General features: G+C 72.0%; 22 protein-coding genes and 1 pseudogene. 15 read left to right on the forward strand and 8 right to left on the reverse strand.

Translation table 11 applies throughout. The annotated features are described in order from the left end of the window. Positions 1–214, reverse strand: a pseudogene (locus AVP42_RS16925) (hypothetical protein); the annotation flags it as partial. 229 nt (positions 215–443) lie between these two features. On the opposite strand from AVP42_RS16925, the gene AVP42_RS12310 reads away from it, so the two are divergent. Both AVP42_RS12310 and AVP42_RS12315 read left to right on the forward strand, forming a co-directional pair. Further along, positions 444–1,907 carry a DUF6421 family protein gene (locus AVP42_RS12310; protein ID WP_067949456.1) on the forward strand — a complete coding sequence of 488 codons (1,464 nt, stop codon included), beginning with the start codon at positions 444–446 and terminating at the stop codon, positions 1,905–1,907. Positions 1,908–2,054: 147 nt separating this feature from the next. Next, the gene (locus AVP42_RS12315) at positions 2,055–2,714 is read left to right on the forward strand and encodes an SDR family NAD(P)-dependent oxidoreductase (RefSeq protein WP_157356830.1); all 660 of its coding nucleotides are present in this window, start codon (positions 2,055–2,057) and stop codon (positions 2,712–2,714) included. A 17-nt stretch (positions 2,715–2,731) separates the two neighbouring features. On the opposite strand, the gene AVP42_RS12320 is transcribed toward AVP42_RS12315, so the two are convergent. Further along, entirely contained in the window at positions 2,732–4,090 is a 1,359-nt protein-coding gene (locus tag AVP42_RS12320; RefSeq protein WP_082847228.1) for an MFS transporter, read from the reverse strand. A gap of 292 nt (positions 4,091–4,382) precedes the next feature. Here AVP42_RS12320 and AVP42_RS12325 point away from each other — a divergent pair, with 292 nt between their 5' ends. From AVP42_RS12325 to AVP42_RS12340, 4 genes are all read left to right on the forward strand, one after another. Continuing rightward, positions 4,383–5,534 carry a sugar phosphate isomerase/epimerase gene (locus AVP42_RS12325; protein ID WP_067949460.1) on the forward strand — a complete coding sequence of 384 codons (1,152 nt, stop codon included), beginning with the start codon at positions 4,383–4,385 and terminating at the stop codon, positions 5,532–5,534. Between the two features lie 97 nt (positions 5,535–5,631). Then, entirely contained in the window at positions 5,632–8,394 is a 2,763-nt protein-coding gene (locus AVP42_RS12330; protein ID WP_082847229.1) for a PQQ-dependent sugar dehydrogenase, read from the forward strand. A gap of 184 nt (positions 8,395–8,578) precedes the next feature. Then, a complete protein-coding gene (locus tag AVP42_RS12335) occupies positions 8,579–8,968 on the forward strand; it encodes a phage holin family protein (protein ID WP_067949462.1) in 390 nt (129 codons plus the stop codon). Between the two features lie 49 nt (positions 8,969–9,017). Continuing rightward, positions 9,018–9,785: an MBL fold metallo-hydrolase gene (locus AVP42_RS12340; protein WP_067949464.1), complete on the forward strand. Its 768-nt coding sequence runs from the start codon at positions 9,018–9,020 to the stop codon at positions 9,783–9,785. A gap of 17 nt (positions 9,786–9,802) precedes the next feature. Here the strand turns inward: AVP42_RS12340 and AVP42_RS12345 are convergent, their stop codons facing one another. From AVP42_RS12345 to AVP42_RS12355, 3 genes are all read right to left on the reverse strand, one after another. Next, positions 9,803–10,939, reverse strand: coding sequence for an ABC transporter ATP-binding protein (locus AVP42_RS12345; RefSeq protein ID WP_067949466.1), 1,137 nt, complete (start codon positions 10,937–10,939; stop codon positions 9,803–9,805). Further along, positions 10,936–12,543, reverse strand: a complete 1,608-nt coding sequence (locus AVP42_RS12350; protein ID WP_082847230.1) for an iron ABC transporter permease — start codon at positions 12,541–12,543, stop codon at positions 10,936–10,938. Before AVP42_RS12350 ends, AVP42_RS12345 begins: the two co-directional genes overlap by 4 nt. Before the next feature lie 73 nt (positions 12,544–12,616). Next, positions 12,617–13,636 (reverse strand): extracellular solute-binding protein, encoded by a 1,020-nt coding sequence (locus AVP42_RS12355; RefSeq protein ID WP_067949468.1) that lies wholly within the window; start codon positions 13,634–13,636, stop codon positions 12,617–12,619. 181 nt (positions 13,637–13,817) lie between these two features. Here AVP42_RS12355 and AVP42_RS12360 point away from each other — a divergent pair, with 181 nt between their 5' ends. Beyond that, complete coding sequence (locus AVP42_RS12360) at positions 13,818–14,171, forward strand: helix-turn-helix transcriptional regulator (RefSeq protein ID WP_067949470.1); 354 nt, start codon at positions 13,818–13,820, stop codon at positions 14,169–14,171. After that, positions 14,152–14,616 carry an SRPBCC domain-containing protein gene (locus AVP42_RS12365; RefSeq protein WP_067949472.1) on the forward strand — a complete coding sequence of 155 codons (465 nt, stop codon included), beginning with the start codon at positions 14,152–14,154 and terminating at the stop codon, positions 14,614–14,616. The genes AVP42_RS12360 and AVP42_RS12365 overlap by 20 nt, the downstream gene beginning before the upstream one ends. A 59-nt stretch (positions 14,617–14,675) precedes the next feature. On the opposite strand, the gene AVP42_RS12370 is transcribed toward AVP42_RS12365, so the two are convergent. Beyond that, positions 14,676–16,028, reverse strand: a complete 1,353-nt coding sequence (locus AVP42_RS12370; protein WP_067949795.1) for an MFS transporter — start codon at positions 16,026–16,028, stop codon at positions 14,676–14,678. Positions 16,029–16,190: 162 nt separating this feature from the next. Between AVP42_RS12370 and AVP42_RS12375 the strand changes: the two genes are divergently transcribed. From AVP42_RS12375 to AVP42_RS12400, 6 genes are all read left to right on the forward strand, one after another. Then, the gene (locus tag AVP42_RS12375; protein ID WP_067949474.1) at positions 16,191–17,501 is read left to right on the forward strand and encodes a sensor histidine kinase; all 1,311 of its coding nucleotides are present in this window, start codon (positions 16,191–16,193) and stop codon (positions 17,499–17,501) included. Next, positions 17,498–18,268 carry a response regulator transcription factor gene (locus AVP42_RS12380; protein WP_067949476.1) on the forward strand — a complete coding sequence of 257 codons (771 nt, stop codon included), beginning with the start codon at positions 17,498–17,500 and terminating at the stop codon, positions 18,266–18,268. The genes AVP42_RS12375 and AVP42_RS12380 overlap by 4 nt, the downstream gene beginning before the upstream one ends. Before the next feature lie 108 nt (positions 18,269–18,376). Then, positions 18,377–19,261: an ABC transporter ATP-binding protein gene (locus AVP42_RS12385; RefSeq protein ID WP_067949478.1), complete on the forward strand. Its 885-nt coding sequence runs from the start codon at positions 18,377–18,379 to the stop codon at positions 19,259–19,261. Beyond that, positions 19,258–20,370: an ABC transporter permease gene (locus AVP42_RS12390; protein ID WP_067949480.1), complete on the forward strand. Its 1,113-nt coding sequence runs from the start codon at positions 19,258–19,260 to the stop codon at positions 20,368–20,370. Before AVP42_RS12385 ends, AVP42_RS12390 begins: the two co-directional genes overlap by 4 nt. A 254-nt stretch (positions 20,371–20,624) precedes the next feature. Continuing rightward, positions 20,625–21,710, forward strand: a complete 1,086-nt coding sequence (locus AVP42_RS12395; protein WP_231878618.1) for a low specificity L-threonine aldolase — start codon at positions 20,625–20,627, stop codon at positions 21,708–21,710. A gap of 96 nt (positions 21,711–21,806) precedes the next feature. Continuing rightward, a complete protein-coding gene (locus AVP42_RS12400) occupies positions 21,807–22,397 on the forward strand; it encodes a nitroreductase family protein (RefSeq protein WP_067949482.1) in 591 nt (196 codons plus the stop codon). Positions 22,398–22,494: 97 nt separating this feature from the next. On the opposite strand, the gene AVP42_RS12405 is transcribed toward AVP42_RS12400, so the two are convergent. Further along, a complete protein-coding gene (locus AVP42_RS12405; RefSeq protein WP_067949484.1) occupies positions 22,495–23,544 on the reverse strand; it encodes a zinc-dependent alcohol dehydrogenase family protein in 1,050 nt (349 codons plus the stop codon). Between the two features lie 70 nt (positions 23,545–23,614). Between AVP42_RS12405 and AVP42_RS12410 the strand changes: the two genes are divergently transcribed. Next, positions 23,615–23,971 (forward strand): hypothetical protein, encoded by a 357-nt coding sequence (locus tag AVP42_RS12410; RefSeq protein WP_067949486.1) that lies wholly within the window; start codon positions 23,615–23,617, stop codon positions 23,969–23,971. 18 nt (positions 23,972–23,989) lie between these two features. Here the strand turns inward: AVP42_RS12410 and AVP42_RS12415 are convergent, their stop codons facing one another. Beyond that, on the reverse strand, positions 23,990–26,200 hold the full coding sequence (locus AVP42_RS12415; RefSeq protein ID WP_082847268.1) for an ATP-dependent Clp protease ATP-binding subunit: 2,211 nt from the start codon (positions 26,198–26,200) through the stop codon (positions 23,990–23,992). Between the last annotated feature and the right edge of the window lie 23 nt (positions 26,201–26,223).

Consider the following 26,223-nt stretch of genomic DNA (forward strand, 5'->3'; position numbering starts at 1 on the left):
GGCCGGGCACGAGCCGCGGCGACTCGGGCGGCGGACCGGAGGGCGTCGGCGGAGCGGAGGCCGTCGGCGGCGGCCCGGGCGTGCCGCTCGCGACCGGCGACCCGGGCACGAGCGCGGTGCACGAGGCGAGTGCCGTCGCCAGTAGGGCGGCCGACAGTGCCGTCCCGACGCGACGCGTGGGCCGGCGCGTGCGCGAGACGGCCGCCTCCCCCATGCCTCCACGCTAACCTCCCGAGCCGGTTTCCCAGTCCGCCGCGAGCCTCGTGTCCCGGCGACGGCGCTGCGCCGCAGCTTGCGAGCGCGAAATCTTGCGCGGACGCAAGATTCCCGCGCGCACCCGCAATCAATCGCGGAGAGGCTGCACGTAGCCTTGGACGAGCGGGGCGATTCGCGCCCCGACCACCAGCGCCGCGAGGCCCGATCCCCTGAGAACGGAGGTTCCGATGTCACAGAACACCCTGTCTGCAATCGTTGGCGAGCCCGAGGTTCTCGAGGACGAGACCGGCATCGCGATCACCCCCGAGCTCATCGCCCTCGCCGACGGCGTCGAGACCGACCCGGCCTGGCTGCGCCTCAAGGAGTCCGCCACGCGCCTCCAGTCGCTGCAGGTCAAGGACGGCTCGGTCCCCGAGGAGTCCGACCGGCCCGAGGCATCCGCCCTCGTCGACGCGATCATCGAGTCGGTCGCCGCGCTCGCGCCGCGATTCCCGCACGAGGCCGCCTACCTCGAGGCGCTGCAGGCCGACTTCCGGAAGTGGCAGGCCGAGGGCCTCGGCGTGCCGGACTTCCTCGACTCGCTCGTCGAGTTCCAGCCGCAGCTGCACCGTGTCGACGGCATCCGCCACCTCGTCGTGTTCCCCATGTACACGCAGAACGGTTCGTCCGACCGGCACGTCGAGGCGCTCGTCGTCGAGACGATCTGGCCGGAGTTCATCGCGCACCTCGAGGCCGGCGACTACGGCAACAAGCTCTTCGTGAGCCTGCGCCTGGTCGACTTCACCCCCGGCTACGACACCAACTCGGCCGTGCTCTTCCCCGAGACGGTCGCGATGCGCGAGATCCCGCCGTTCACCTGGGGCGCGATCTTCCAGGACCGCGAGGCGGCCCGCTACCGCCGGGTCGTGCGCGCGGCCTCCGAGATCACGAAGCTCGAGCTGCCGGATGACGCGGCGTCGCTGCTCGACGACCAGGAGCTCGCCGAGCGCACGTTCGTGATGTGGGACATCATCCACGACCGCACTCACATGCGCGGCGACCTGCCGTTCGACCCGTTCATGATCAAGCAGCGGATGCCGTACTTCCTCTACTCGCTGGAGGAGCTGCGCTGCGACCTGACCGCGTTCCGCGAGTCGGTGAAGATCGAGCGCAGCCTGCGCAAGCGGGTCGAGGCCGGCGACGAGCTCGACGCGGTCGACGCCCAGATGCTCGAGCACGCCAAGCTCGTGCAGTACGCGGTGATCTTCGACCGGATCTTCCGGTTCGCGATCACCGGCTCGCGCGTGCGCAACTACGACGGACTCGGCGGACAGCTGCTGTTCGCGTGGCTGCACCAGAAGCACGTGCTCGAGTGGACCGACGTCTCGCTGAGCTTCGACTGGGACGCGGTGCCCGACGCCGTCGTCGAACTCGGCGACGCGATCGACGAGCTCTACTGGAAGTCGATCGACCGGCCGAAGACGGCGCACTGGCTCGCCGCGTACGAGCTGGTCCGCTCGGTGCTCACGCCCAACCCGGCGTCGGTCTGGGCCGAGGGCCTGCCCCGCGAGGTGCTCGCGGGCCCGCCCAAGGGCTACACCGACCTCGTGATGGACGACGAGTTCCCGCTCTCGATGTTCTACGAGGCGCTCGACAAGAAGATGAAGCCGGTCATCGAGTCGACGGTGGGCATCACCGCCGCCGACGCCTGACCGGTCTCGACATCTGCAACGCCGGTGGTCGAGTAGCACGCGAAGCGCGCGTATCGAGACGACGGGTCTCGATACGGCGCCGAGCGGCCTACTCGACCATCGGCGCGTGGAGCGCGCGCCCCGAGACGCATGAGAGGATGCCCTACCGTGACTGAGCTGCAGGACAAGGTCGTGGTGATCGCGGGCGCGACGAGCGCCGCCGGACGCGCGGTGGCCCGCGCCCTCGCCGACGCGGGGGCGCGCGTGGTGGCCATCGGCAGCCACCAGGGCCGGCTCGACGAGCTCGAGGTCGAGATCCCGGGCGTCGTGGGCGAGCGCGCCGACCTCACCGACGGCGACGACGTCCTCGAGGCGGCCATGCGCGTGCACGCGAAGGTGGGCGACGTCGACGGCATCGTGCACCTCGTGGGCGGATGGCGCGGCGGCGGCGGCATCGCGGGCCAGACCGAGGAGGACTACCGGTTCCTCGAGCGCTCCTTCACGGCGCTGCGCCACGTCAGCCGCGTGTTCTTCGACGACCTGGTCGACTCCGACGCCGGGCGCATCGCGATCGTGTCGTCGACCACGGTCGAGAAGCCCACCGCGGGCGGCGCGAACTACACCGCGATCAAGGCCGCGAGCGAGTCGTGGATGCGCTCGCTCGCCGACGGGTTCCGCAAGGCGGACTCGCCCGCCGCCTCGGTGACCTTCCGCGTGAAGTCGCTCGCCGGCCTCGAAGGGCACCTCGCCGACGAGGTCGTCGCACTGTGGTCGACGGATGCCGCGGCATCCGACCTCAACGGGCGCGTCACCACGCTCACGGCCTGAGCGATCGGCCCCGCGCGTCAGTCGACGGTGGGCGGCAGCGCGGCATCCGTCGTCGGCTCGTCGCCGGGCTGCGGCGCCGACGTCACCTCGCGGGCGGTGTCGGCCGGGTCGTGCTGCGCCCGGCTCAGCAGGACGAACGGCACCGCGAGCGCCTGGATGACGCCGCTCCACAGCATGGAGAAGCCGTAGCCGCCGAGGTCGGCCGTGCGACCGAGGATCGGCTGGATCGCCGCGCCTCCCGCGCTGCCGAGCAGCGAATCGAACGACAGGACCGTCGCCCGCTGCTTCGACGGGATCATGTCGTTCAGGTACGCGCGGTGCACCGGGTCGTCGATGGACGACGACACGCCCCAGACGGCGATGAGCACCACGGCGACCCAAAAGTTCGCCGAGACGGCGAGCGCGACGAGCACCGCCGCGCTCGTGATCGTCGACAGCAGGATCACGGAGGTCCGCTTGCGGAAGCGGCGCCGGACGACGGGCGCGAGCAGGCCGCCCACGATGCCCGCACCCGAGAGCAGGGCGGCTGCGAGACCGGCGATCGAGTAGGCGCCCTCGTCGCCCCACAGCTCGAGCAGGTACGGCTGGAGGGCGTAGAACGCGTAGAAGCCCACACCCGTCGTGAACGGGGTGGTGAGCATGAGCCAGCGGACCGGGCGGTTGCCGAGTCCGTGCGTGATCGACGCCCGCAGCACGGTGCGCGTGGCCTTCAGCGGACCGGCGCCGCGCTCGGGGGTGAAGCCGAGGTCGCGCATGAGCACCGCGGCCACGACGAGCATCACCACGAGGATGCCGGCCCTGATGAGGAACGGCACGCCGAGGTTGGTCAGCTGCGCGATCACGCCGCCGAGCACCGAGCCGCCGAGCATCGCCACGCTGCCGACGATCACGGCCCGGCCGAAGACGGCCTCGAGGCTGCCCGAGTATCCGGTCGCGGTCAGGGCGTCGACGAGCCAGGCGTCGACGGCGCCGGAGAAGAACGTGAAGCCGAGGCCGAGCAGGACCGACACGACCGCCCACGCCCAGAACGGCGACTGCCACACCCAGAGCATCCAGTACAGCGCGGTGGTGGCCGCGAGGGTCAGGGTGCCGAGCAGGTACGACGCCCGGCGGCCGAGGGTGTCGGCGACGACGCCCGTCGGGATCTCGAACACGAACATCCCGAGGCTGAAGAACGCGTTCGCAGCGAACGCCTCGAGATTGGTGAGGCCCGCGTCGAGGAGGAACAGGGTGTTGATGCCCCAGATGAACGAGGCGGCGAGCGTGTTGCCGAGCGTGAGCGTGTAGTACGTGCCCTGGACACGGCGCGCGGCGCGGCCGTCGGCAGTCGGGCGGCCGCCCTCCCGGCCGTCCGCGTCGGGCGCGTCGGCGGTCATGCGCCGTGCCGCCGGGCGTGATGTCGCATGGGCTCATCCTGCTCTTCGGAGGGCCGCGACGGAAGAGCGGAGCGCGCTGCGCCCCTTCGGCGGAGTCCACATGGCGCCGGGGCTTTTGTCGTAGAAAGTTGAAAGCCGCGCATCCAACAAACTCTTTTGCTTGACCTGCGACGGATTAATGCCGTAGCGTCCGAGAAAGTTCGTGGACGCCAACTCACGAGCAACGGTGCGGAGAGTGGCTCGAAGGGCAACGCCGCCCGTCCCCCACAACGGTTCAGTGCAAGGGAGCATCATGGATGAACTGACGGAACAGGCCGAGCACGACGCCCGGGTCCTCGGGCGCAGCCTCGGCCTGAGCCGCCGGCAGCTGCTGGCGGCCACGACGGGCATGGCCGCGGCCGCCGCCGTGGGCCTCACGGGCGGCGGTCACGCGCACGCCGCGCCGCTCGCCGCCAAGCCGGGCAACGGCAACGGCGTGCTCGTCCCGCCCGGCAAGCGGGGCATCATCCTCTACACCGTCCGCGACGCCATCAGCCGCAACCCGCTCACGAGCGACCTGCCGTCCGGCTTCAAGGAGGTGCTGGAGGAGCTCGCACGCATCGGCTACAAGCAGATCGAGTTCGCCGGCTACACCCAGAACGCCAACTCCGAGGGCGGCAACAACCTGGGCACCCCGCAGGGCGCCCAGCTGCTGCGCACCTGGCTCGACGACAACGGGCTCGAGGCCGAGGGCAACCACGGCAGCATCCCGTCGGTCATCAACGACACCACGCTCGCGCAGTTCGACGCCGCGTGCGAGGTGGCCAACATCCTCGGATTCGGCCACATCGGCACCGGCAGCGACCCGACGGGCAGCGCCTACCTCGCCGACTGGCAGGCCGCGGCCGATCGCTGGAACATCCTCGGCGAGCGTGCCGCCTCGCACGGGCTGAAGCTCTACACGCACAACCACGACGCCGCGTACAGCTTCCTCCTCGACGAGGGCCCGCTGGACGCAGCCGGTCGACCCACCCGCTCGTCGGGCCTGCGCCGCCTGGAGTGGTTCCTGCAGAACACCGACCCGAACACCGTGTACCTCGAGATGGACATCTACTGGGCGCACGTCGCACAGCACCGGTTCCAGAGCTACACCGCCGCCGACGGCACCGTCGTCGACGACATCTTCGACCCGGCCGGGCTCGTGGCCGAGCAGACCACGCGCTTCCCGCTCTTCCACGCGAAGGACGGCGCCCGCAACGGCAGCGCAGCCGGTTACTCGATCGTGCCGTTCGGCCAGGGCGACATCGACTACGTGACGTTCTTCCAGCGCGTCGGCGCCAAGGGCTACCACAACGCGATGTACGAGCAGGACAACGCCGCCACGATCCCGGCGCCCGCGTCGCCCTCGCTCTCGCTGGAGAACGCCGCGTCGTCGTACGCGAACCTGGCCGCCCTGCGCGGCTGACGCGAGACCCCGGGCCGCGCGGGTGACCAAACCCCCCGCGCGGCCCGGTACCACATGGATCCCGCCGAACCTCCTTCCATCCGACTGGAGCACATCCATGCACATCGCACGTTCGCGCCTCGCGGCGCTGGTGATCGGGTCCGCGGTCGCGGCATCCGTCGCCTTCGCGGGGCCCGCCGCCGCCCACCCCGGCCATGACCACGGAGACGAGGTCACGGCCACCACGTGGGCAAACTACGAGCGCGTGACGCTCGCCACCACGAACGGCGTGGGCGAGCCGATCGACCTCGCCGTGATGCCCGACTCGCGGGTCCTGCACACCACCAGGAACGGACAGCTGCGGCTGACCGACCCGGCGCAGGGAACGACGACGACGGTCAACACCATCGACGTCTACGCCAACTCCGAGGACGGCCTGCAGACGGTCACCCTCGACCCCGACTTCGAAGAGAACGGCTGGGTCTACCTCTACTACGCGCCCCGCGTGATGGAGGCGCCGTACCCGACGACCACGCCGGCCGGATCCGCCCCCAACACGCTTCCCGCGGGCGCCGACGCCTCGTACTGGGACCAGTGGCTCGGGTACAACCAGCTCAGCCGCTTCAAGTGGGACGCCGAGGCGAACGCCCTCGACATGTCGACCCAGCAGGACATCATCAAGGTCGAGGTCCAGCGCGGGCAGTGCTGCCACGTCGCCGGCGACGTCGCCTTCGACAACGACGGCAACCTGCTCCTCGCCACGGGTGACAACACCCCGGCGGGCACCCCGGGTGCCAACGGCTACGCGCCGAACAACGACCGTCCCGGCTACAACCCCGGGTTCGACGCCCGACGCGGCGCCGGCAACACGAACGACCTCCGCGGCAAGATCCTGCGGATCTCGGTCCAGGAGGACGGCAGCTACACGATCCCCGAGGGCAACCTGTTCGCGCCGGGCACGGCCGACGCCCGCCCCGAGATCTTCGCCATGGGCCTGCGCAACCCGTTCCGCATGGACTTCGACCCGGTGACCGGCGCGGTCACGTGGGGCGATTACGGCCCCGACGCGGGAACCGCGAACGACCTGCGCGGCCCCATGGGCTACGTGGAGTGGCAGTCGACGACGAAGCCGATCAACGGCGGCTGGCCGTTCTGCCACGGTCCCAACGCGAACTACAACGACTGGGACTTCGAGACCGCGACCCCCGGCGAGTGGTTCGACTGCGAGGGCACGCTCATCAACACGAGCAGCTACAACACCGGCCTCGACCAGCTGCCCACCGCGACCGCGCCGCAGATCTGGTACGGCGACCGCCCGGAGCACCAGCCGTGGCCCGAGTTCGGCTCGGGAGGCCAGGCGCCCATGGGCGGCCCGACCTACCGCTACGACGCCGAGAACGAGTCCGACACGAAGTTCCCGGCCTACTGGGACGGCAAGACCTTCATGGGCGAGTTCTCGCGTGACCGCGTCTTCGTCTTCTCGCAGGACGACCCGGACGGCGAGGTCACGAAGATCGAGGAGTTCCTGCCGAACAGCGCCCTCGGCGGCGCCGCGCTCGGCGCGTGGGACAACGTCATGGACCTCGAGTTCGGCCCCGACGGCGCGCTCTACGTGCTGAACTACGGCGACGGCTTCTTCCGCGCGAACCCGGACGCCGGGCTCTACCGGATCGACTACGTCGAGGGCACCAAGGGCCCCCGCGCGGTCATCGAAGCATCCGTGACCTCCGGCGACGGTCCGCTGACCGTCGAGTTCGACGCCTCCGGCTCCTCGCACCCCGACGAGCTCGCGCTGAGCTACGCCTGGGACTTCGAGAACTCGGGCACCTTCACCGCGGGTGAGGCGACCGCCTCGTACACCTACGAGGAGGACGGCCAGTACCAGGCGCGCGTCCGCGTCACCGACGCCGGCGGCCGCGTGAGCCTCGCCTCGGTCACCATCACGGTGGGCAACACCGCCCCGATCGTGGAGATCGTCTCGCCCGTCAACGGCTCGTTCGTGGACTGGGGCGACGAGGTCGCCTTCGAGGTGAAGGTCACCGACCCGGATGAGGACATCGACTGCAGCCGCGTGCTGTGGAGCTACGGCCTCGGCCACGACAACACGCACACCCACCCGCTGTTCACGGGCTCCGGCTGCACCGCCACGATCGAGACCTCGCTCGAGGCCGGCCACGGCGAGACGGAGAACATCTACGGCCAGATCGGCGCCTCGTACACCGACGCGGGCACCGACACGGCGCCGGCGCTGACCGGTGACGACGTGGTGCTGCTCAACCCGCGCGCCCTGCAGGCGGAGCACAGCGACGCTCGCCAGGGCGAGGTCACGGTCGTCGACGACGAGACGGCGGAGGGCTTCCGCTACCTCTCGGGCCTCGGCTCGGGTGAGTGGATCGCCTACGACCCGGTCGAGTTCGGCGGCATCACCGGCGCAGAGCTCCGCGCCAAGGGTGCCGGCACGGTGCAGCTGCGCTGGGCCGAGGCCGACGCCGAGCCGTTCGCCACCTTCGCGGTCGACTCGACCGGCTGGACCGACGTGTCCGTGCCGCTCGTGACGATCCCCGAGGGCACCGGCCGCGTGGTCGTCACCTCGACGGGCGGGGTCGACCTCGACCAGTTCGTCTTCACGACCTCGACGGGCGACATCCGCTCGCTGCTCGCGTCGCTCGCCGGCGACAAGCGCATCACCAAGGGCGCGATGAACTCGTTCGGCGACGTCCTCGACGAGGTCGACGCGGCCCTCGCCGCCGACGACACGGCGACGGCGACCGAGAAGCTGCAGTTCATCGCCACCCAGGCTCCCAAGCGGATCCGCGGTGACGCCGACGCAGCCGCCCTGGTCATCCGCGCGGTCGAGGCGGTGATCGCCGACATCGCCTAGTCCTTCGCGGCGGCGGGGCTCGTCACCCGCCGCCGCGAACCTGAGCCGGTGCGGTCGGGACAACGACCTTGGCGGGATCCGCCGGCCGCACCAAGACCGAGTCGGGCCGTGCTCCACGTGGAGCACGGCCCGACTTGCGCGTGCGCTCACGACCCGCGGCGGTCGGCGGCGCTAGCCTGCGAGCATGGTGCGCTTCCTCATCGGGCTCGCGATCTCGCTGATCACGGCCGCGCTCGGCATCCTGCTCGCCGCATGGCTCCTCGACGAGTTCCGGGTCGAGGCCGGCGGCTTCATCGTCGCCGTGGTCGTCTTCACGGTCGCGCAGGCGATCCTCTCCCCCTTCATCTTCAACGTGGCGCGCCAGTACGCCTCCGCGATCCTCGGCGGCATCGGGCTCGTCTCCACGTTCGTCGCGCTGCTCATCGCCTCGCTGTTCCCGGGCGGCATCCGCGTCGACGGCGCGGTCACGTGGGTGCTCGCGACGCTCATCGTCTGGATCGTCACCGCGCTCGGCACCTGGCTGCTCGGCCTCTGGTGGCTGAAGAACCGAGGCGGGCAGCGCAGGGACGCCTGAGCCTGTCAAGCCCGTCGGCGCGGTGGCAGGCGGTCCGTACACTCGCCGCATGTCCGCCACCGCCGCACGATCCGACGCCCGAGCCCGAGAGGTCGCCGACGGCGTCTTCCTGATCGAACGGGCGCACGTCAACTGCTACCTGATCGTCGACGACGACGGCCTGACCCTCGTCGACGCCGGCCTGCCCGGCTCCTGGGGTCCGCTGCTCGCCACGCTGCGCGCGCTCGGGCGACGGCCCGGGCAGATCGCCGGCCTCGTGCTGACGCACGGCCACTTCGACCACGTCGGCGTCGCCCGCCGGTTCGCCGAACGCGGCATCCCGATCTGGGCGCATCCGGGCGACCTGCGGCTGGTGCGGCATCCGTACCGCTACGCGCACGAGGCGGCCCGCATCCGCTACCCGCTGACGCACCCGCGCGCGGTGCCGGTCCTCGGTCGCATGGCGCTCGCCGGCGCCCTCACCGTCCGAGGGGTGGATGCCTCGGGTGAGCTGCTGGACGGCACGCCCGTCGACCTGCCGGGCCGGCCGGTGCCGGTCTGGTCGCCGGGGCACACCGACGGGCACTGCGGATTCCACCTGCCGGACCGCGACGTACTGCTCTCCGGCGACGCGCTCGTGACGCTCGACCCCTACACGGGCGAGACCGGTCCGCGAGCCGTCGCCCGCGCCGCCACGGCCGACAGCACGCAGGCGCTCGAGTCGTTGGCCCGCCTCGAGACGACCGGGGCCGGGACGGTGCTGCCGGGCCACGGCGAACCGTGGACCGGCGGAATCGCCCGCGCCGCCGACCTCGCGCGGGCGGCCGGCGTCGCCTGACGGATCGGCGCCTCGCGTCAGACGGTCTCGGGCCGGTACGCGAGCACCGCGCCGGCGACCGTGAGGCGCACCTCGGTGCCGCGCGGCACGAGGCCCGACGCGGTCACCCGCGCACGCAGCCGCATGCCGTCGGCCAGGGCCACCGCGAGCATCGCGTCGTGCCCGGTGTACTCCACGTCGGTCACGATGCCGTCGAGTGCAGCGGATGCCGCGGCGCCGGCCGCTCCGCCGGGTGCGGGTTCGGCGGGCGCACCCGGGCCGGCGGGCGTGACCCGCAGCTCCTCCGGCCGGATGAGCACCGTGACGTCGTCGCCGTCGGACGGCGCGAGCCCCGCGGCATCCGTCACCGGGACCGCGCGGAGCCGGCCGATCGACGTCGCGACCTCGTCGCCGTGGAGCACGCCCGGAAGGAACACCGCATCGCCCACGAATCCGGCCACCCACGGGGTCGCGGGCACCTGGTACACCTCTTCGGGCGTGCCGAGCTGCAGCACCTCGCCGCCGCGCAGCACCGCGACGTGGTCGGCGATCGACAGGGCCTCCGCCTGATCGTGCGTCACGAGGATGCCGGTGACGCCCTCGGTGCGCAGCAGCTCGCGCACCGACGCGCGGAGGTCGGCGCGGAGCATCGGGTCGAGCGCCCCGAACGGCTCGTCGAGCAGCACGAGCTCGGGCCCGGCGGCGAGCGCGCGCGCGAGCGCCACGCGCTGGGCCTGCCCGCCGGAGAGCTGGCCGGGCGCCCGATCCGCGAGCTGGCCGAGGTCGACGAGGTCGAGCAGGCGGCGCACCTCGTCGGACCGCGCCGCGCGCCGGGCCGCGCGCGACGAGCCGCGGCCGGCGAGCATGCCGAACGCGACGTTCTCGGCGACGGTGAGGTGCGGGAACAGCGCCGCATCCTGCGGCACCCAGCCGATGCGCCGCTTCTCCGGTGCGAGGTGGATGCCGTGGGTCGTCACCATGCGCTGGCCGATGCGGATCTCGCCCGATCGCGCGCGGAGCAGGCCCGCGATCGTGCGCAGCAGCGTCGTCTTGCCGCATCCGCTCGGCCCGACGATGGCGAGGAGCTCGCCGTGCGGCACCTCGACGTCGACCGAATGCAGCACCGGGCCGCCCTCGTAGCCGACCGTCAGGCCGCGGACCTCGAGCCGACTCATGCGATGACCTCCCGGTTCGCCTCGCGCCCCGCCTGCGTGTCGGGCGCGATCGCCTCACGCGTCGCCTCGCGTCCGGCGCGGGCATCGGAGAGCAGGAACGCGGGCACGGCGGCGACGAGCAGCAGGGCGACCGCGTACGGTGCGGCGGCGCCGTAGGCGGAGACATCCGTTCGCTGCCACAGCTCGACGGCGAGCGTGTCGGTGCCGGTGGGGCGCAGCATCAGGGTGGCGGGCAGTTCCTTCATCGCGCTGACGGCGGCGAGCATCGCGGCGGCGAAGATGCCGGGCCGCGCCAGGCGTGCCGTGACCGTCATCCACGTGCGGGCGCGGGAGTTGCCGAGGGTGCGCGAGACGTCCTCGAGCGAGGTCGGCACCTGCCCGGTCGCGGCACGGATCGAGCCGATCGCCTTCGGCATGAACAGCACGCCGTAGCCGAAGGCGAGCACGAGGGCCGTCTGGTACAGCGCGGGCACGACGCTGAGCGAGAAGAAGACGAGCGAGAGGCCCACGACGATGCCGGGCAGTCCGAGCGCGAGGTAGCCGGTGGACTCGACGGCGCGGACCAGCCTGCCCCGGTGCCTGGCCGCGAGCACGCCGATGGGCAGCGCCAGCGCGACGGCGACGACCGCGCCGCCCGCCGAGAGCAGCACCGTGTTGCCGATCGCGCTCGCGAGGTTCGCGGGGTCGAACGCGCGCAGGGTCTCGGCGGTCAGCACCCGGGAGACGAGCACCGCGACGGGGACCACGACCGCGATCACGGGCACGAGCACGAGGAGCGTCATGGCCGGCACGGCCCACCGGCCGAGCGGGGTCATCCGCCGTCGGCCCGCGCTCGGCGCGGCCTGGATGCGGCGTGCGGCACGACCGCGCGCGAACTGCTCCCCCACGACGATGAGCAGCGCGAGCGAGACGAGCAGCACCGCGAGCACCGCGGCCTCGTCGCGGCTGAAGCTCGCGGAGTACGCCTGCTGGATCGCCGTGGTCAGCACCGGGAAGCGGAACAGCGCCACGCCGCCGAAGTCGCTCAACGTGTACAGCGCCACGAGCAGGCCGCCCGCGAGCACCGCCGGGCGGATCTGCGGCCACGTGCCGAGCATGAACGAGCCCAGCGGGCCGCGCCCGAGCGTGCGGGCGACATCGTCGAGTCCGGTGCCGCCGATGCGCAGCGCCGCCGCGACCGGCAGGGTGACGTACGGCACCGAGACGAAGCTCAGCACCAGCCACGCCGCCCAGAACCCCTTCATCGACGGCTGCCACGCGAGCCAGCCGTACGCGGCGAGGTACGAGGGCATCGCGAGCGGCAGCGCGGCGAGCACTGCCCAGAACCCGCGCCACCGCAGCCGGGTGCGCGCGAGCAGGAACGCGCTCGGCACGCCCAGCGCGATCGCGGTCGCCGTGACGGATGCCGCGAGCATCACCGAGTTGCCCACGAGCATCGGGATGCGGGGCCGCTCGAACACCGCCGCGAGCTCGGCCGGGTCGGCCGAGGCGACGCGCACGACGAGGTGCACGACCGGGATCGCGGCCAGTGCGACCGCGACCAGGGATGCCGCGATGAGCCCCCACGGACGGCGGGGGCTCGAGGTCGCGACCTGGGCAGTCATGTCGTCGTCAAGCGTAGGCGGCCGAAGACGGATGCCTGCTGGGAGCGGGTCGCCGCGGCATCCGTTCGCCTGACTAGATGAGGCCGTTGTCGGCCAGGAGGCGCTGGGACTCGCCGACCGACTCGAGGTCGGACAGGTCGAGGCCCGGGTTCACGAGCGACTCGAGCGCGGGCAGGCCCTCGGGGGCGTCGATGCCGGGAAGCAGCGGGTACTCGAAGGTCTCCTCGACGAAGTAGCGCTGGGCCTCCTCGGACACGAGGAACTCGACGAACGCGCGTGCCTCGGGGTCGTCGGCGGCGTTCTTCAGGATCGCCGCGCCGGTGACGTTGACGATGCCGCCCGGGTCGCCGGGAAGGAACTTCAGCTGCGCGCGCATGTTGTCGGCGCCGACCTCTGCGGCCTGGCGGTACCAGTAGTAGTGGTTGATGAGCCCGAGCTGCACCTGGCCGTTGTTGACGAGGTCGAGCGTGGCGAGGTTGTTCTCGGTGAGCTCGGGGTCGTTCGCGGCCATGCCGGCCACCCACTCGGCTGCGGCGTCCTCGCCCTCGAGCACGCGGAGCGCGGTGACGAACGCCTGGAAGCTCGCGTTGCCGGGCGCGAAGGCGACCTCGCCCTTCCACTCCTCGCCGGTGAGCGCGTCGACGGTGTCGGGCACGTCGGCCTCGGCGAGCTGCTCGCCGTCGTAGGCGATGACGCGCGCGCGACCGGTGACGCCGATCCACGAGTCGTCCTGCGAGGTGAAGCCGTCGGGGATCAGGTCGGCGAGCTCGGCGGGGATCGTGGCTTCGAGGCCCGCGTCGGCCAGCGCGCCGAGGGCGCCGGCGTCCTGCGAGAGGAACACCTGCGCCGGCGTGCGGTCGCCCTCCTCGAGGAGGAGCGCCGCGAGCTCGGGGGTCGCGGCGTAGCGCGCCTCGACGTCGATGCCCGACTCCTCCTCGAACCGCTCGATGAGCGGGCCGACGAGCGCCTCATCGCGGCCGATGTAGACCGTGAGGGTGCCCTCCTCGGCGGCGGGGTCGGTCGCGCAGCCGGTCAGGGCGAGGGCGGCGGCGAGTCCGGTCGTGGCGAGGGCGATTCCGCGGTGGGCGCGCATGGGCGTGCTGACTCCATCGGTCGGTGGGAGGTGAGGACCCGTCGAGATGCGGGGTGCTACTTAGCTTAGCCTCACCTGCCTTGGGTCGCGTCATCGGCGAACGCCAGCGGCTCGTCCGGCTCTTGACGGGCCGAGCTGCCGGGCGTACGGTAAGCAGATCATTAATTAAGGAGTTGCTTACGTGAAGGCGGCGGACGACGAACTCAGCCGGGTGTTCCACGCCCTCGCCGACCCGACGCGGCGCGCGATCCTCTCGCGCCTCCACGCCGGACCGGCGACCGTGGGCGCCCTCGCCGAGCCGTTCGCGATGAGCCGACCCGCGATCTCCCAGCACCTCAACGTGCTCGAGCGCGCCGGGCTCATCGAACGCACCGCAACCGCGCAGTGGCGCACCTGCTCGCTGCGCACCGAACCGCTCGACGGAGCCTCGGCCTGGGTCGAACGGCACCGCGGCGAGTGGAACGAGCGGTTCAACCTGCTCGACGAGCAGCTCCGCCGGATGAAGGGGGACCATCATGACCGAACGAGCGGATGACGCGCAGTTCACGATCACGCGGATCTTCGACGCGCCCCGCGACCTGGTGTGGCGCGCCTGGACCGAGTCCGCGGATGCCGCGGAGTGGTGGCATCCGCGCGGCATCGAGATCAAGGAAGGGAGCGTCGCGGTCGACGCCCGGCCGGGCGGGCGATACGCCTACACGATGGTGAACCCGGCCGACGGCACCGAGTACCCGACGGCGGGGGTCTACCGCGAGGTCGTGCCGCCGCGGCGGCTGGTGTTCACGTGGGCCTCGCCGGGCGACCCGGATGACACGGCGCCGGTGATCACCGTCGACCTCCGCGAGCTCGACGGCGACCGCACCGAGATGCTGTTCCACCTGCGCGGGTTCGCCGGGGCCCCGGGCGACGGCGACGTGTACGACGGCTGGGACTCGGCGTTCGACCTGCTCGGCGAGCAGGTGACGGCCCGGGCGCGCTGACCGCCGTCGCGGGTCGGCGCGGTGCGGGCGGCCGGGTCCAGCCGGCCCCGGCCGGATCTTCAGCGGCGCGGGTCGGCGGCGAGCCGATCGGCGTCGGTCGGCTCCTCGGCCGCCACCGAGGCCGCGCCGGTGAAGCGCTCGGAGAGCAGCCGGTACGACTTCGTCGCGAACGCCGCGAGGGCGAGCACGACCATGACCAGCCCGGCGAAGAGGAAGACGAGGGCGATGCCGCGGGCGTCGCCCTCGCCCAGCGCCCAGCCCCACGCCTCCCGGCCCGCCTCGGACTCCATGAACGGGATGATCCAGAACTCCGCGATCGGGGCGATGAGGAACGCGGTGATCGGCGCGGCAGCGGACTCGACCGCCGCGGCGAAGCCGAACACGCGCCCCTGCCGGCGGAACGGCACGACCTTCTGGATGACCGTCTGCTCGGCGGCCTCGACCGCGGGCACGAGCGCCATGTACAGGAAGATCCCGACCGCGTAGAGCCACCACCACTCTCGGATGGTGAACGCCGCCCCGAGGACGCCCATGCCGACCACGACGAGCAGCATCGTGCGGATCGGATTGCGCCCGAGGCCGAACTTCGCGATGACGACGCCGCCGATGATGAAGCCCGTCGACGCGACACCGAGGACGACACCCCACACCTCGACCGCGAAGAGGGTGAGGCCGTACGGGTCCATGAGCGCGAGGTACACGCCGCCGATGAGGTTGTTGAAGGTCGCGAACAGGATGAGCGCGAACAGTCCCGGGACGCCGCGGATCGCGGTGACGCTCCCACGGATGTCGATGGCCGGCGGGTGGTCGCCGTCGGGTTCGGGCCGCTCCTCGGGTATGCGGAGGAACAGGAGGTGGACGAGCGCGACGAGCGTCAGCCCGATCGCGATCGCCAGGGTCCAGCCCATGCCGAGCAGGCCGATCGCGAGCCCGCTGAAGACGCTCGTGACGATGAAGGCGAGGCCCTGCACGGTGCCGACCATGCCGTTGGCGTTGGCATGGCGCTCGACGGGCACGAGGAGCGTCACGGTCGTGGACAGGGCGATGTTGCGCATGTGCTCGATGACCGAGCCGAACAGGATGATGCCCGCGAACACCCAGAACCACGGGCCGCCGAGGTCGACGAGCGCCGACTCGGGCTGCAGCAGGTAGAGCAGGCCGGCGGCGATGAACGAGGCGAGCGTGACGACGCTCGAGAAGATCATCACCTGCAGCTTGCGGTGCCGGTCGACGATGGTGCCGAACAGCATCGCGAAGAAGGCGATGAGGAGCATGTAGGCCCCGCCGATGATGCCGGTCGCGAGCACCGAGCGGGTCTCGAGGTAGACCCAGAAGGTCAGCGCGAACCACAGGAAGCTCGTGGTGATGTTCGCGATCATCGTGTTCACGAGCACCTGCAGGAAGAGGCGCATGCCGTTCGCCGGCGGCTCGACGCCCGTCGACGACGGCGCCGGACCGGGGTCCGTGGTTCCGTCGGCCATGGTCGGGAGCGTAGGTCGAACCACCGACATCCGGTAGCCCCACTCCCCCGAACGACGGATGACGGGTCGCCGAGCCGCGCCTAGCGTGGTGGCATGCGTCCCCGCTCCACCCACACGCCCCCGGTGATCGACGGCGTGGAATGGGTGCGGCCCGGACCGACGTCGACGCAGGTTCGAGGCGACGTCGTGCTGGCGGTCGTGCTCATGGCCGCGGCGGCCGCGAGCGTGGCGCTGCACCGCGCGACCGGCTACGGCGACTCGGCGGAGTGGGGATGGTCGGCCCTGTGGGCGGCCGGCGTGACGCTGCCGCTCGCCGCGCGCCGCCTGGCGCCCGAGGTCGTCGTGGTCGTCATGTCGGCCGTGTTCATGGCCGGGGCGATCGCCGAGGTCGGCGAGGTCCTCATCTGCAACATCGCCCTGTTCATCGCGATCTACACGGTCGGCGCATGGGGTCGCAGCCGCGTGCGCGCGCTCGTCGTGCGCGCGGTGATCGTCGTGATCATGTTCGGGTGGCTGCTGTGGACGCTGATCTACTTCTCCGCCGTGCAGGACTACCTGCCCGATCTCGACCGCGAGGCCGACGGGCCGCTCTCCCCGTACGTCGCGTACGGGCTCATCAACGTGCTCACCAACCTGCTGTACTTCGGCGGCGCCTGGTACTTCGGCGACGCGGCCTACCGTTCCGCGCGTGCCCGTGCCGAGCTCGAGCAGCGCACGTCCGAGCTCTCGTCCGAACGCGAGCGGTCCCGTGAGCAGGCGGTCGCGCTCGAGCGCATGCGCATCGCCCGCGAACTCCACGACTCCGTCGCCCACCACGTGTCGGTGATGGGCGTGCAGGCCGGCGCGGCGCGTCGCGTGCTCGAGCGCGACCCGGACGCCGCGGCATCCGCGCTCGCGTCCATCGAGCAGAGCGCGCGCGACGCGGTCGACGAGCTGCACGGCACCGTGACCGCGCTGCGCGCACCCGACGACGCCGCCGCCTCCGGGGCGGACCCGGCGGGCAGCACCCTCGGCGTCGCGCGCCTGCCGCACCTCGTCGACGACGCCCGCGCGGCCGGCCTGCCCGTCGAACTCACCGTCGTCGGCGATCCGCACGACGTCACGCCGATGGTCGACCTCACCGTCTACCGCCTGGCCCAGGAGGCGCTGACGAACGTCCGGAAGCACGCGGGCGCGGCGGCGCGGGCCGACGTCCGGGTGCGGTGGCTCGACGACGCCATCGAACTCGAGGTGACCGACACGGGAGTGGGCGACCGGGTCGCCGCCGGGAGCACCGCCGGGGTCGGGCAGGTGGGCATGCGCGAGCGCGTGGCCGCGGTGGGCGGCACGCTCGAACTCGGCACGCGGCCTCGGGGCGGCTACCTCGTGCGCGCCCGAGTGCCGTACCGGAAGGCGTCGCGATGAGCGGCGGCGCAGCGGATGCCGCGGCGAGCGCGGCGGCGTCCGACATCCGCGTGCTCGTGGTCGACGACCAGGCGCTCGTGCGCGCCGGCTTCACGACCATCCTCGACTCCGAGCCGGGCATCGCCGTCGTCGGCCAGGCGGCCGACGGAGGCAGCGCCGTGACGGCCGCCCTCGACCTCCGGCCCGACGTGGTCTGCATGGACGTGCAGATGCCCGGCATGGACGGCCTCGAGGCGACCCGCCGCATCCTCGACGCGGCATCCGCTTCGCCCCCGGCGGTGCTCATGCTGACGACGTTCGACCGCGAGGACTACCTGTTCGCGGCGCTCGAGGCGGGCGCGAGCGGGTTCCTCCTGAAGAACTCCAGCCCGGAGCACCTCATCGAGGCGGTGCAGGTGCTCGCGCGCGGCGACGCCCTGCTCTCGCCCGACGTCACGCGGCGGGTCATCGAAGCGGCGTCCGTCAGCCGACGCTCGCCCGACCCCGACCCCGGCACCGGCCCGGGCCCCGGCGGCGCTGCGACCGCCCCGGACCGGCGCCCGGAACCGGAGGCGCCCGGCCTCGCCGAGCTCACCGAACGCGAGCGCGAGGTGCTCGGGCTGCTGGCCGAGGGCCTCTCGAACGCCGAGATCGCCGCGCGCATGTGGGTGGGCGAGGCGACCGTGAAGACGCACGTGTCGAAGGTGCTGATGAAGCTGGGCCTGCGCGACCGCGTCCACGCGGTCGTCTACGCCTACGAGCACGGCGTGGTGCGCCCGCCCCGCTGAGCCCTCGCGGCCGCCTCCGTCGCGTGGCGGAGCGCGACCCGCGCCGGCGCCGGGGAACCCGTCCCGAGGCGGATGCCGCGGGCCCGCCTCGTCCGTAGCGTGGGCCGCATGCTCGAACTCAGCCACCTCACCAAGCGCTACGGCGAACGCCTCGCGCTCGACGACGTCTCGTTCACGGTCGGCGCCGGCCGCCTCACCGGCTTCGTCGGGGGCAACGGCGCGGGCAAGACCACGACCATGCGCATCGTGCTCGGCGTGCTCTCCGCCGACGCCGGTCGGGTCGTGCTCGACGGCGCGCCCGTCACCGAACTCGACCGGCGCCGCTTCGGCTACATGCCCGAGGAACGCGGGCTGTACCCCAAGATGCGCGTGCTCGAGCAGATCGTCTACCTCGCGAGGCTCCACGGCTGGAGTCCCGCCGCCGCCCGCCGCAACGCACTCGACCTCCTCGAGCGCCTCGGCCTCGAGGGCCGCCTCGACGACACCGTCGAATCGCTCTCGCTCGGCAACCAGCAGCGCGCCCAGATCGCCGCGGCTCTCGTGCACCGGCCGGAGGTCCTCGTGCTCGACGAGCCGTTCTCGGGGCTCGACCCGATGGCCGTCGAGACGGTGCAGTCGGTGCTGACGGATGCCGCGGCATCCGGAGCACCCGTGCTCTTCTCGTCGCACCAGCTCGACGTCGTCGAGCGGCTGTGCGACGACCTCGTCATCATCGCCGACGGACGCGTCCGGGCGTCCGGCTCGCGCGACGCGCTCCGCGAGCAGCACGGCGGCGAGCGCTGGGAGCTGCTCATGGCCGGTGACGTCGGCTGGCTGCGCGAGCAGCCCGGCATCCGCGTCGCCCGGTTCGACGGCGGATGGGCGCTCTTCGAGGCGGAGACCGAGGCGGCCCGGCAGGCCGTCCTCGCCGAGGCCCTCTCCCGCGGCGAGGTCGTCGCGTTCGCCCGCGAGCACACCACGCTCGCCCAGATCTTCAAGGAGGTCGTCCGATGACCACCGACGCGCGACTCGAGCCCGAGCGCACGACCCCACGCTTCACCCGCATCGTCGGGCTCGTCGCCGGCCGCGAGATCATGTCGCGGCTGCGCTCGAAGGCGTTCCTGATCTCGACCGGCATCCTGATGCTCGCGGTCCTCGCGTCCGTCATCCTGCCGAGCGTGTTCGCCTCGGACGACGAGGCGGCGCCGGTCGCGGTGGTGGGCGCCGCGGCATCCGTCGCCGACGGCGTCGACGGCCTCGAGCCCGTCGCCGTGACGGACCGCGCCGAGGGCGAGGAACTGCTGCGGGACGGCGAGGTCGACGCGGTGCTCGTGCCCGCCGGCGGCGACGGCGTCGGGGTGAGCGTCATCGGCCTCGACCAGCCGCCCGGCCAGGTCGTCTCCGCGCTGTCGGTCTCGCCCGCCGTCGAGCTCCTCGACCCGGCGCCCGTCGACACGGGCCTGGCCTACCTCGTCGCGTTCGGTTTCGGGATCGTCTTCTTCATGTCGGCCATCACGTTCGGCTCGACGATCGCGTCGTCGGTGGTCGAGGAGAAGCAGACGCGCGTCGTCGAGCTCCTGCTCTCCACGGTCACGGCGCGTTCGCTGCTCACGGGCAAGATCGTGGGCAACTCGGTGATGGCCTTCGGGCAGATCGTCGCCATCGCCGGACTCGCGCTCATCGGGCTCGCGGCGACCGGTCAGCGCGTGCTGCTCGGGGGCGTCGGCCCGTCGATCGTCTGGTTCGCGATCTTCTTCACCGTCGGGTTCGTGATGCTCGCCGCGCTGTTCGCGGGCACCGCCTCGATGGTCTCGCGCGTCGAGGACGTCGGGTCGACCACGACGCCGGTCACGATGCTCATCATGATCCCGTACTTCCTCGTCGTGTTCTTCTTCGACGACCCGGCGGTGCTCGCGGTCATGAGCTACGTGCCGTTCTCCGCACCGATCGGCATGCCCGTCCGGATCTTCCTCGGCGACGCGGCGTGGTGGGAGCCGATCCTGTCGCTCGGGATCCTCGCCGCGACCACGGTCGCCGCGGTGCTCGTGGGCGAGCGGATCTACCGGAACTCGCTGCTGCGCATGGGCAGCCGGGTCAAGCTCGGCGAGGCGCTCGCGCGGTAGCGCGGCGTCAGCGGACGCCGGCGGCCGACGAGACGGCCGCCGGCCGCTCCGCGTCGCCGCCGCCCTGAGTGCACGCGGCGAGCACGAGCACGCTTCCGACGCATACGAGGAAACCTGCGAGGTAGGGCACCACAGTCCGATCGATCACCGTGACACGTTCCCCTGTCGGGGGTACCCGAGTCAACCCGTTGCGTCATCCGTTCGCTGCGCGTTCACCGCGCGACCGGCCCGGTCGCATCTGGGAGAATCATCCGGTGACCCACGAGTTCCAGCCCCTGCACGACCCTGCCTTCCGCGGATTCGCCTCCGACAACTACTCCGGCGTGCATCCCGAGGTCCTCGCCGCGATCGCCGCCGCGAACGGCGGGCACCAGGTCGCCTACGGCGACGACGAGTACACGGCGCACCTGCACGAGGTCGTCGCGCGCCACTTCGGCGACCCCGTCGAGGTCTATCCGGTGTTCAACGGCACGGGTGCGAACGTCACGGCGCTCCAGTCGATGCTCCCCCGCTGGGGCGCGGTCATCGCCGCATCGACGGCGCACATCAACGTCGACGAGGGCGGCGCTCCCGAGCGGGTCGGCGGCATCAAGCTGCTGACGGTGCCGACGGATGACGGCAAGCTCACGCCCGAACTCGTCGACCGCGAGGCGTGGGGCTGGGGCGACGAGCACCGCGCCCAGCCGCTCGTCGTGTCGATCACGCAGACCACCGAGCTCGGCACCGCCTACTCGGTGGAGGAGATCCGGGCCCTCGCCGACCACGCGCACGAGCGCGGCATGAAGCTGCACATGGACGGTGCGCGCATCTCCAACGCCGCGGCCTCGCTCGGCGTGCCGCTCCGCGACTTCACCCGCGACGCCGGCGTCGACGTGCTGAGCTTCGGCGGCACCAAGAACGGGGCGCTGCTCGGCGAGGCCATCGTGGTGCTGAACCCCGAGGCATCCGAGGGCCTGAAGTACCTGCGGAAGCTCAACATGCAGCTGTCGTCGAAGATGCGGTTCGTGTCGGCTCAGCTCATCGCGCTGCTCGACGGCGACCTCTACCTGCGCAACGCCGCCCACGCGAACGCGATGGCCCGTCGCCTGCGCGACGCGCTCGACGCCGGCATCGCCGCGGGCGAGCTGCCCGGCCTGTCGTTCACGCAGGAGACGCAGTCGAACGGCGTCTTCGCCGTGCTGCCCGCCGGCGTCGCCGACCGCCTCCGCGACCGCGGCTTCAAGTTCTACGACTGGGACGCCGCGCGTGGCGAGGTCCGCTGGATGTGCGGGTTCGACACCACCGAGGACGACATCGACGCGTTCGTCGCGGGCATCCGCGAGGAGCTCGCCCGCGCGTGACGGGCGGCGCTCGGGAATAGCCCGGCGGTCCATGCGTTGTCATGGATCAGGCCGATGGCGTCCCATCCGAATCCGCACGATCCGAAAGGCGACGCCATGACCCTCACCGCGACCGGCCCCCGTCACGCCGACACCGACGCCCCCCTCATCGCCCCGCTCATCGAGCGCTGGAGCCCCCGGGCGTACGACCCCACGGCCGAGCTCACCGACGCCGACGTGCGCACCCTCCTCGAGGCCGCGCGCTGGGCGCCGTCGGCGATGAACCTCCAGCCGTGGCGCTTCGTCGTCGCCCGGCGCGGCAGCGAGAGCTTCACGCTCATCCACGACGCGCTCATGGGCTTCAACCAGGCCTGGGCCGACTCGGCCGCCGCGCTCATCGTCAACATCGCCGAGCTCACCGACGAGGACGGCAAGCCCCGCCCGTGGGCGAAGTACGACCTCGGACAGGCCGTGGCGCACCTGACCGTGCAGGCCCAGCACGACGGGCTCCACACCCACCAGATGGGCGGGTTCGACGGGGCGCGCCTGGCCGAGGCGTTCGACCTGCGCGAGGGCCTCGAGATCGTGTCGATCACCGCGGTCGGCAAGGTCGGCGACGCCTCGAGCCTGCCCGAGCCGCTCCGCGAGCGCGAGGTCGCCCCGCGCAGCCGCAAGCCGCTCGACGAGCTGGTCATCACCGCGGCCTGAGCGGGCAGCGCGCGGCGTCAACGGCGTCAAGTGCGCGTGAAAACGACGAGCGCGCGAGTCCTTGACCACGCGCTCGACGCGAACCCGCGCACTCGACCTACGGACGCAGCAGCACCTTGACGGCCCGGCGCTCGTCCATCGCGGCGTAGGCCTCAGCGGCCTCCGTCAGCGGCAGCTCGAGGTCGAAGACGAGTCCGGGGCGGATGGCGCCGGAGCGCACGTCGGGCAGCAGCTCGCCGATGTACCCGCGCACCGGCGCGACGCCGCCGTTCACGCCCACGTTGCGGTTGAACATCTGCCGGATCGGCAGCTCGGGGCCGCCGTTCGGCACGCCGACGTAGCCGACCATCCCGCCGGGCCGCGCCGAACGCAGCGCCTGGTCCATCGACTCCTTCGTGCCGACGCACTCGAGTACGCGGTCGGCGCCGATGCCGCCCGTGAGCTCCTGCACCGCCGCGACGCCCTCGTCGCCGCGTTCCTCGACGACGTGGGTGGCACCGAACTCCCGGGCCAGGGCCTGCCGGTCGGCGTGGCGCGACATCGCGATGATCGTCGTCGCACCGAGGCGCTTCGCGGCGATGATCGCGCACAGGCCGACCGCGCCGTCGCCCACGACCACGACGGAGTCGCCCGGGCCGACGCCCGCCGAGACCGCCGCATGGTGGCCGGTGCCCATGACATCCGACAGCGTCAGGAGGCCGGGGACCTCGTCGTCGGCGACCGGACCGGGCACGACGAACAGGGTGCCGTCGGCGAGCGGCACGCGCACGCGCTCGCCCTGGCCGCCGTCGGCGACGCCGCCGACCCGGTCGTCGCCGCCCCACCAGCTGCCCTGCAGGCACGAGGTGCTCACGCCGTTGCGGCAGTTCGCGCACGTGCCGTCGCAGACGTAGAACGGCGCGATCACGAAGTCGCCCGGCTGCACCTGACGCACGTCGGAACCCACCGACTCGACGACGCCGACGAACTCGTGGCCGATGCGATGCGGTTCGCGCGTGGGCGTCACGCCCCGGTACGGCCACAGGTCGGAACCGCAGACGCACGAGGCGACGACCCGCACGACGGCGTCGCCGCCGGTCGACAGCTGCGGGTCGGGCACCTCTTCGACGCGGATGTCACGGGCGGCGTGGATGACGGTGGCGAGCATGCGTGCGAGCCTACGCGCGGCATCCGTCAACCCCCTGCAAGCCGGCCCCGGGGGCACGTAGCGTCGCCGCATGACCGACGACACCCGACGAGACGACGACCGACGAGACGACATCCGCGACCGCGACCTCGTGGAGGGCCTCGAGCCGGGAGTTCGCGACACCGGAGCCGGGGTCGGCGAGTACGGCCCGGGCGGACGCACCAAGACGCCCGTGCACCTCGTCGTCGGCGCGATCCTCGTCGTGATCGGACTCATCGGCATCGGCCTGTACGCGTTCATGCCGCGGAGCACCCCCGTCGAGGGCGACGCCCAGGCCGACTACGTGCTGCAGGCGACCATCATCATCGGCGCCGCCGCGTTCTTCGGCGTCGGCCTGCTGCTGATCGCGCGCGGGCTGGTGCTGCGGCGCCGCGGCCGACGCACCTGACGCCGGCCGCGGGCCCGGTCACTCCTCGACGATCTCGGCGTCGATCACGTCGTGGTCGCCGCCCTGCGGGGCGTCGCCCGGTTCGGGCGCACGGACGACGGTGAGGTGCTCGCCGCTCTCGTCGAGTTCGACCACGACCGTGTCGCCGTCGCGGATCTCGCCGGCCAGCAGGGCGCGGGCGAGCCGGTCGGCCACCTCGGTCTGGATGAGTCGGCGCAGCGGCCGCGCGCCGTACAGCGGGTCGTACCCGCGCTCGGACAGCCAGGTCCGCGCGTCGGGCGTGACGCCGACCTCGAGCCGACGCTCGTGCAGCCGGGCGGTGAGGCGATCGATCTGCAGGTTCACGATCTCGCCGAGTTCCTCCTCGGTGAGCGTCGAGAACACGACCAGGTCGTCGAGGCGGTTCACGAACTCGGGCTTGAACGCCTGGCGCACCGCCGCCATGACCGCGGCCTCCTTCTCCTCCCACGAGAGCGTGGGGTCGATGAGGAACTGCGAACCGAGGTTCGAGGTGAGCACGAGGATGACGTTGCGGAAGTCGACCGTGCGGCCCTGACCATCGGTGAGGCGCCCGTCGTCGAGCACCTGCAGCAGCACGTCGAACACCTCGGGGTGCGCCTTCTCGACCTCGTCGAGCAGGATCACCGAGTACGGGCGGCGACGCACGGCCTCGGTGAGCTGGCCGCCCTGCTCGTAGCCGATGTAGCCGGGAGGGGCGCCGACGAGCCGGGACACCGAGTGCTTCTCGCCGTACTCCGACATGTCGATGCGCACCATCGCGTGCGCGTCGTCGAACAGCACCTCGGCGAGCGCCTTCGCGAGCTCGGTCTTGCCGACGCCGGTCGGGCCGAGGAACAGGAACGAGCCGGTCGGCCGGTCGGGGTCGGAGACGCCGGCACGCGCGCGGCGCACCGCGTCGGCGACCGCGCCGACCGCCCGCTTCTGCCCGATGACGCGACGCCCGAGCTCCTGCTCGAGGTGCAGCAGCTTCTCGGTCTCGCCCTGCATGAGCCGGCCGACGGGGATGCCGGTCCACTGGGCGATGACGGCGGCGATGTCCTCCTCGGTCACCTGCTCGTTCACCATGCGCGGCTCGTCGGGTGCCTGCTCGGCGCGCTCGGCCTCCTCGAGGTCGCGCTGCAGCCGGGCGATGGTCTCGTACTCGAGTCGCGACGCGGTGGCGTAGTCGGCCTCGCGCATGGCGCGGTCGCGCTGCGTGATGGCCTCGTCGAGCTCCTTCTTCAGCTCGCCGACGCGGTTCAGCGACATCCGCTCGCGAGCCCACCGCTCCTCGAGCTGCGCGAGTTCGCGCTCGAGGCCGACGAGCGTCTCCTGCAGGGTCGCGAGGCGTTCCTTCGACGCGTCGTCCTTCTCCTTCTTGAGGGCCAGCTCCTCGAGCTTCATGCGGTCGACCTGGCGCTTCAGCTGGTCGATCTCGACCGGGCTCGAGTCGATCTCCATCTTGAGGCGGCTCATGGCCTCGTCGATGAGGTCGATGGCCTTGTCGGGCAGTTGACGGGCCGAGATGTAGCGGTTCGACATGGATGCCGCGGCCACGAGCGCGGCATCCGTGATCGTCACCCCGTGATGGGCCTCGTACCGGCCCTTGAGCCCGCGGAGGATCGCGACCGTGTCTTCGACGCTCGGCTCGCCGACGAACACCTGCTGGAAGCGGCGCTCGAGCGCGGCGTCCTTCTCGATGTACTCGCGGTACTCGTCGAGCGTGGTCGCGCCGATGAGCCGCAGCTCGCCGCGGGCGAGCATGGGCTTCAGCATGTTGGAGGCCGCGACGGAGCCCTCGCCGCCGCCCGCACCCATGAGCAGGTGCAGCTCGTCGACGAACGTGATGATGCGCCCCTCGGCCTCGTTGATCTCCTTCAGCACGGCCTTGAGGCGCTCCTCGAACTGGCCGCGATACATGGCGCCGGCGACCAGCGCGGAGATGTCGAGCGCGACCAGCTGCTTGTCCTTCAGCGAGTCGGCGACGTCGCCGGCCACGATGCGCTGCGCGAGCCCCTCGACGACGGCGGTCTTGCCGACGCCGGGCTCGCCGATGAGCACGGGGTTGTTCTTGGTGCGCCGGGTCAGCACCTGGCTGACGCGGCGGATCTCGGCGTCACGACCGATCACCGGGTCGAGCTTGCCCTGGCGGGCGATCTCGGTGAGGTTGACGCCGTACTGTTCGAGCGCCGACTTCTGCTCCTCCTGCGTGCTCGGCGCGCCCTGCATGTTGGCCACGGAGTTCCCTTCGA

It is taken from the genome of Agromyces sp. NDB4Y10 (assembly GCF_001620055.1).
Classification (GTDB): domain Bacteria; phylum Actinomycetota; class Actinomycetes; order Actinomycetales; family Microbacteriaceae; genus Agromyces; species Agromyces indicus.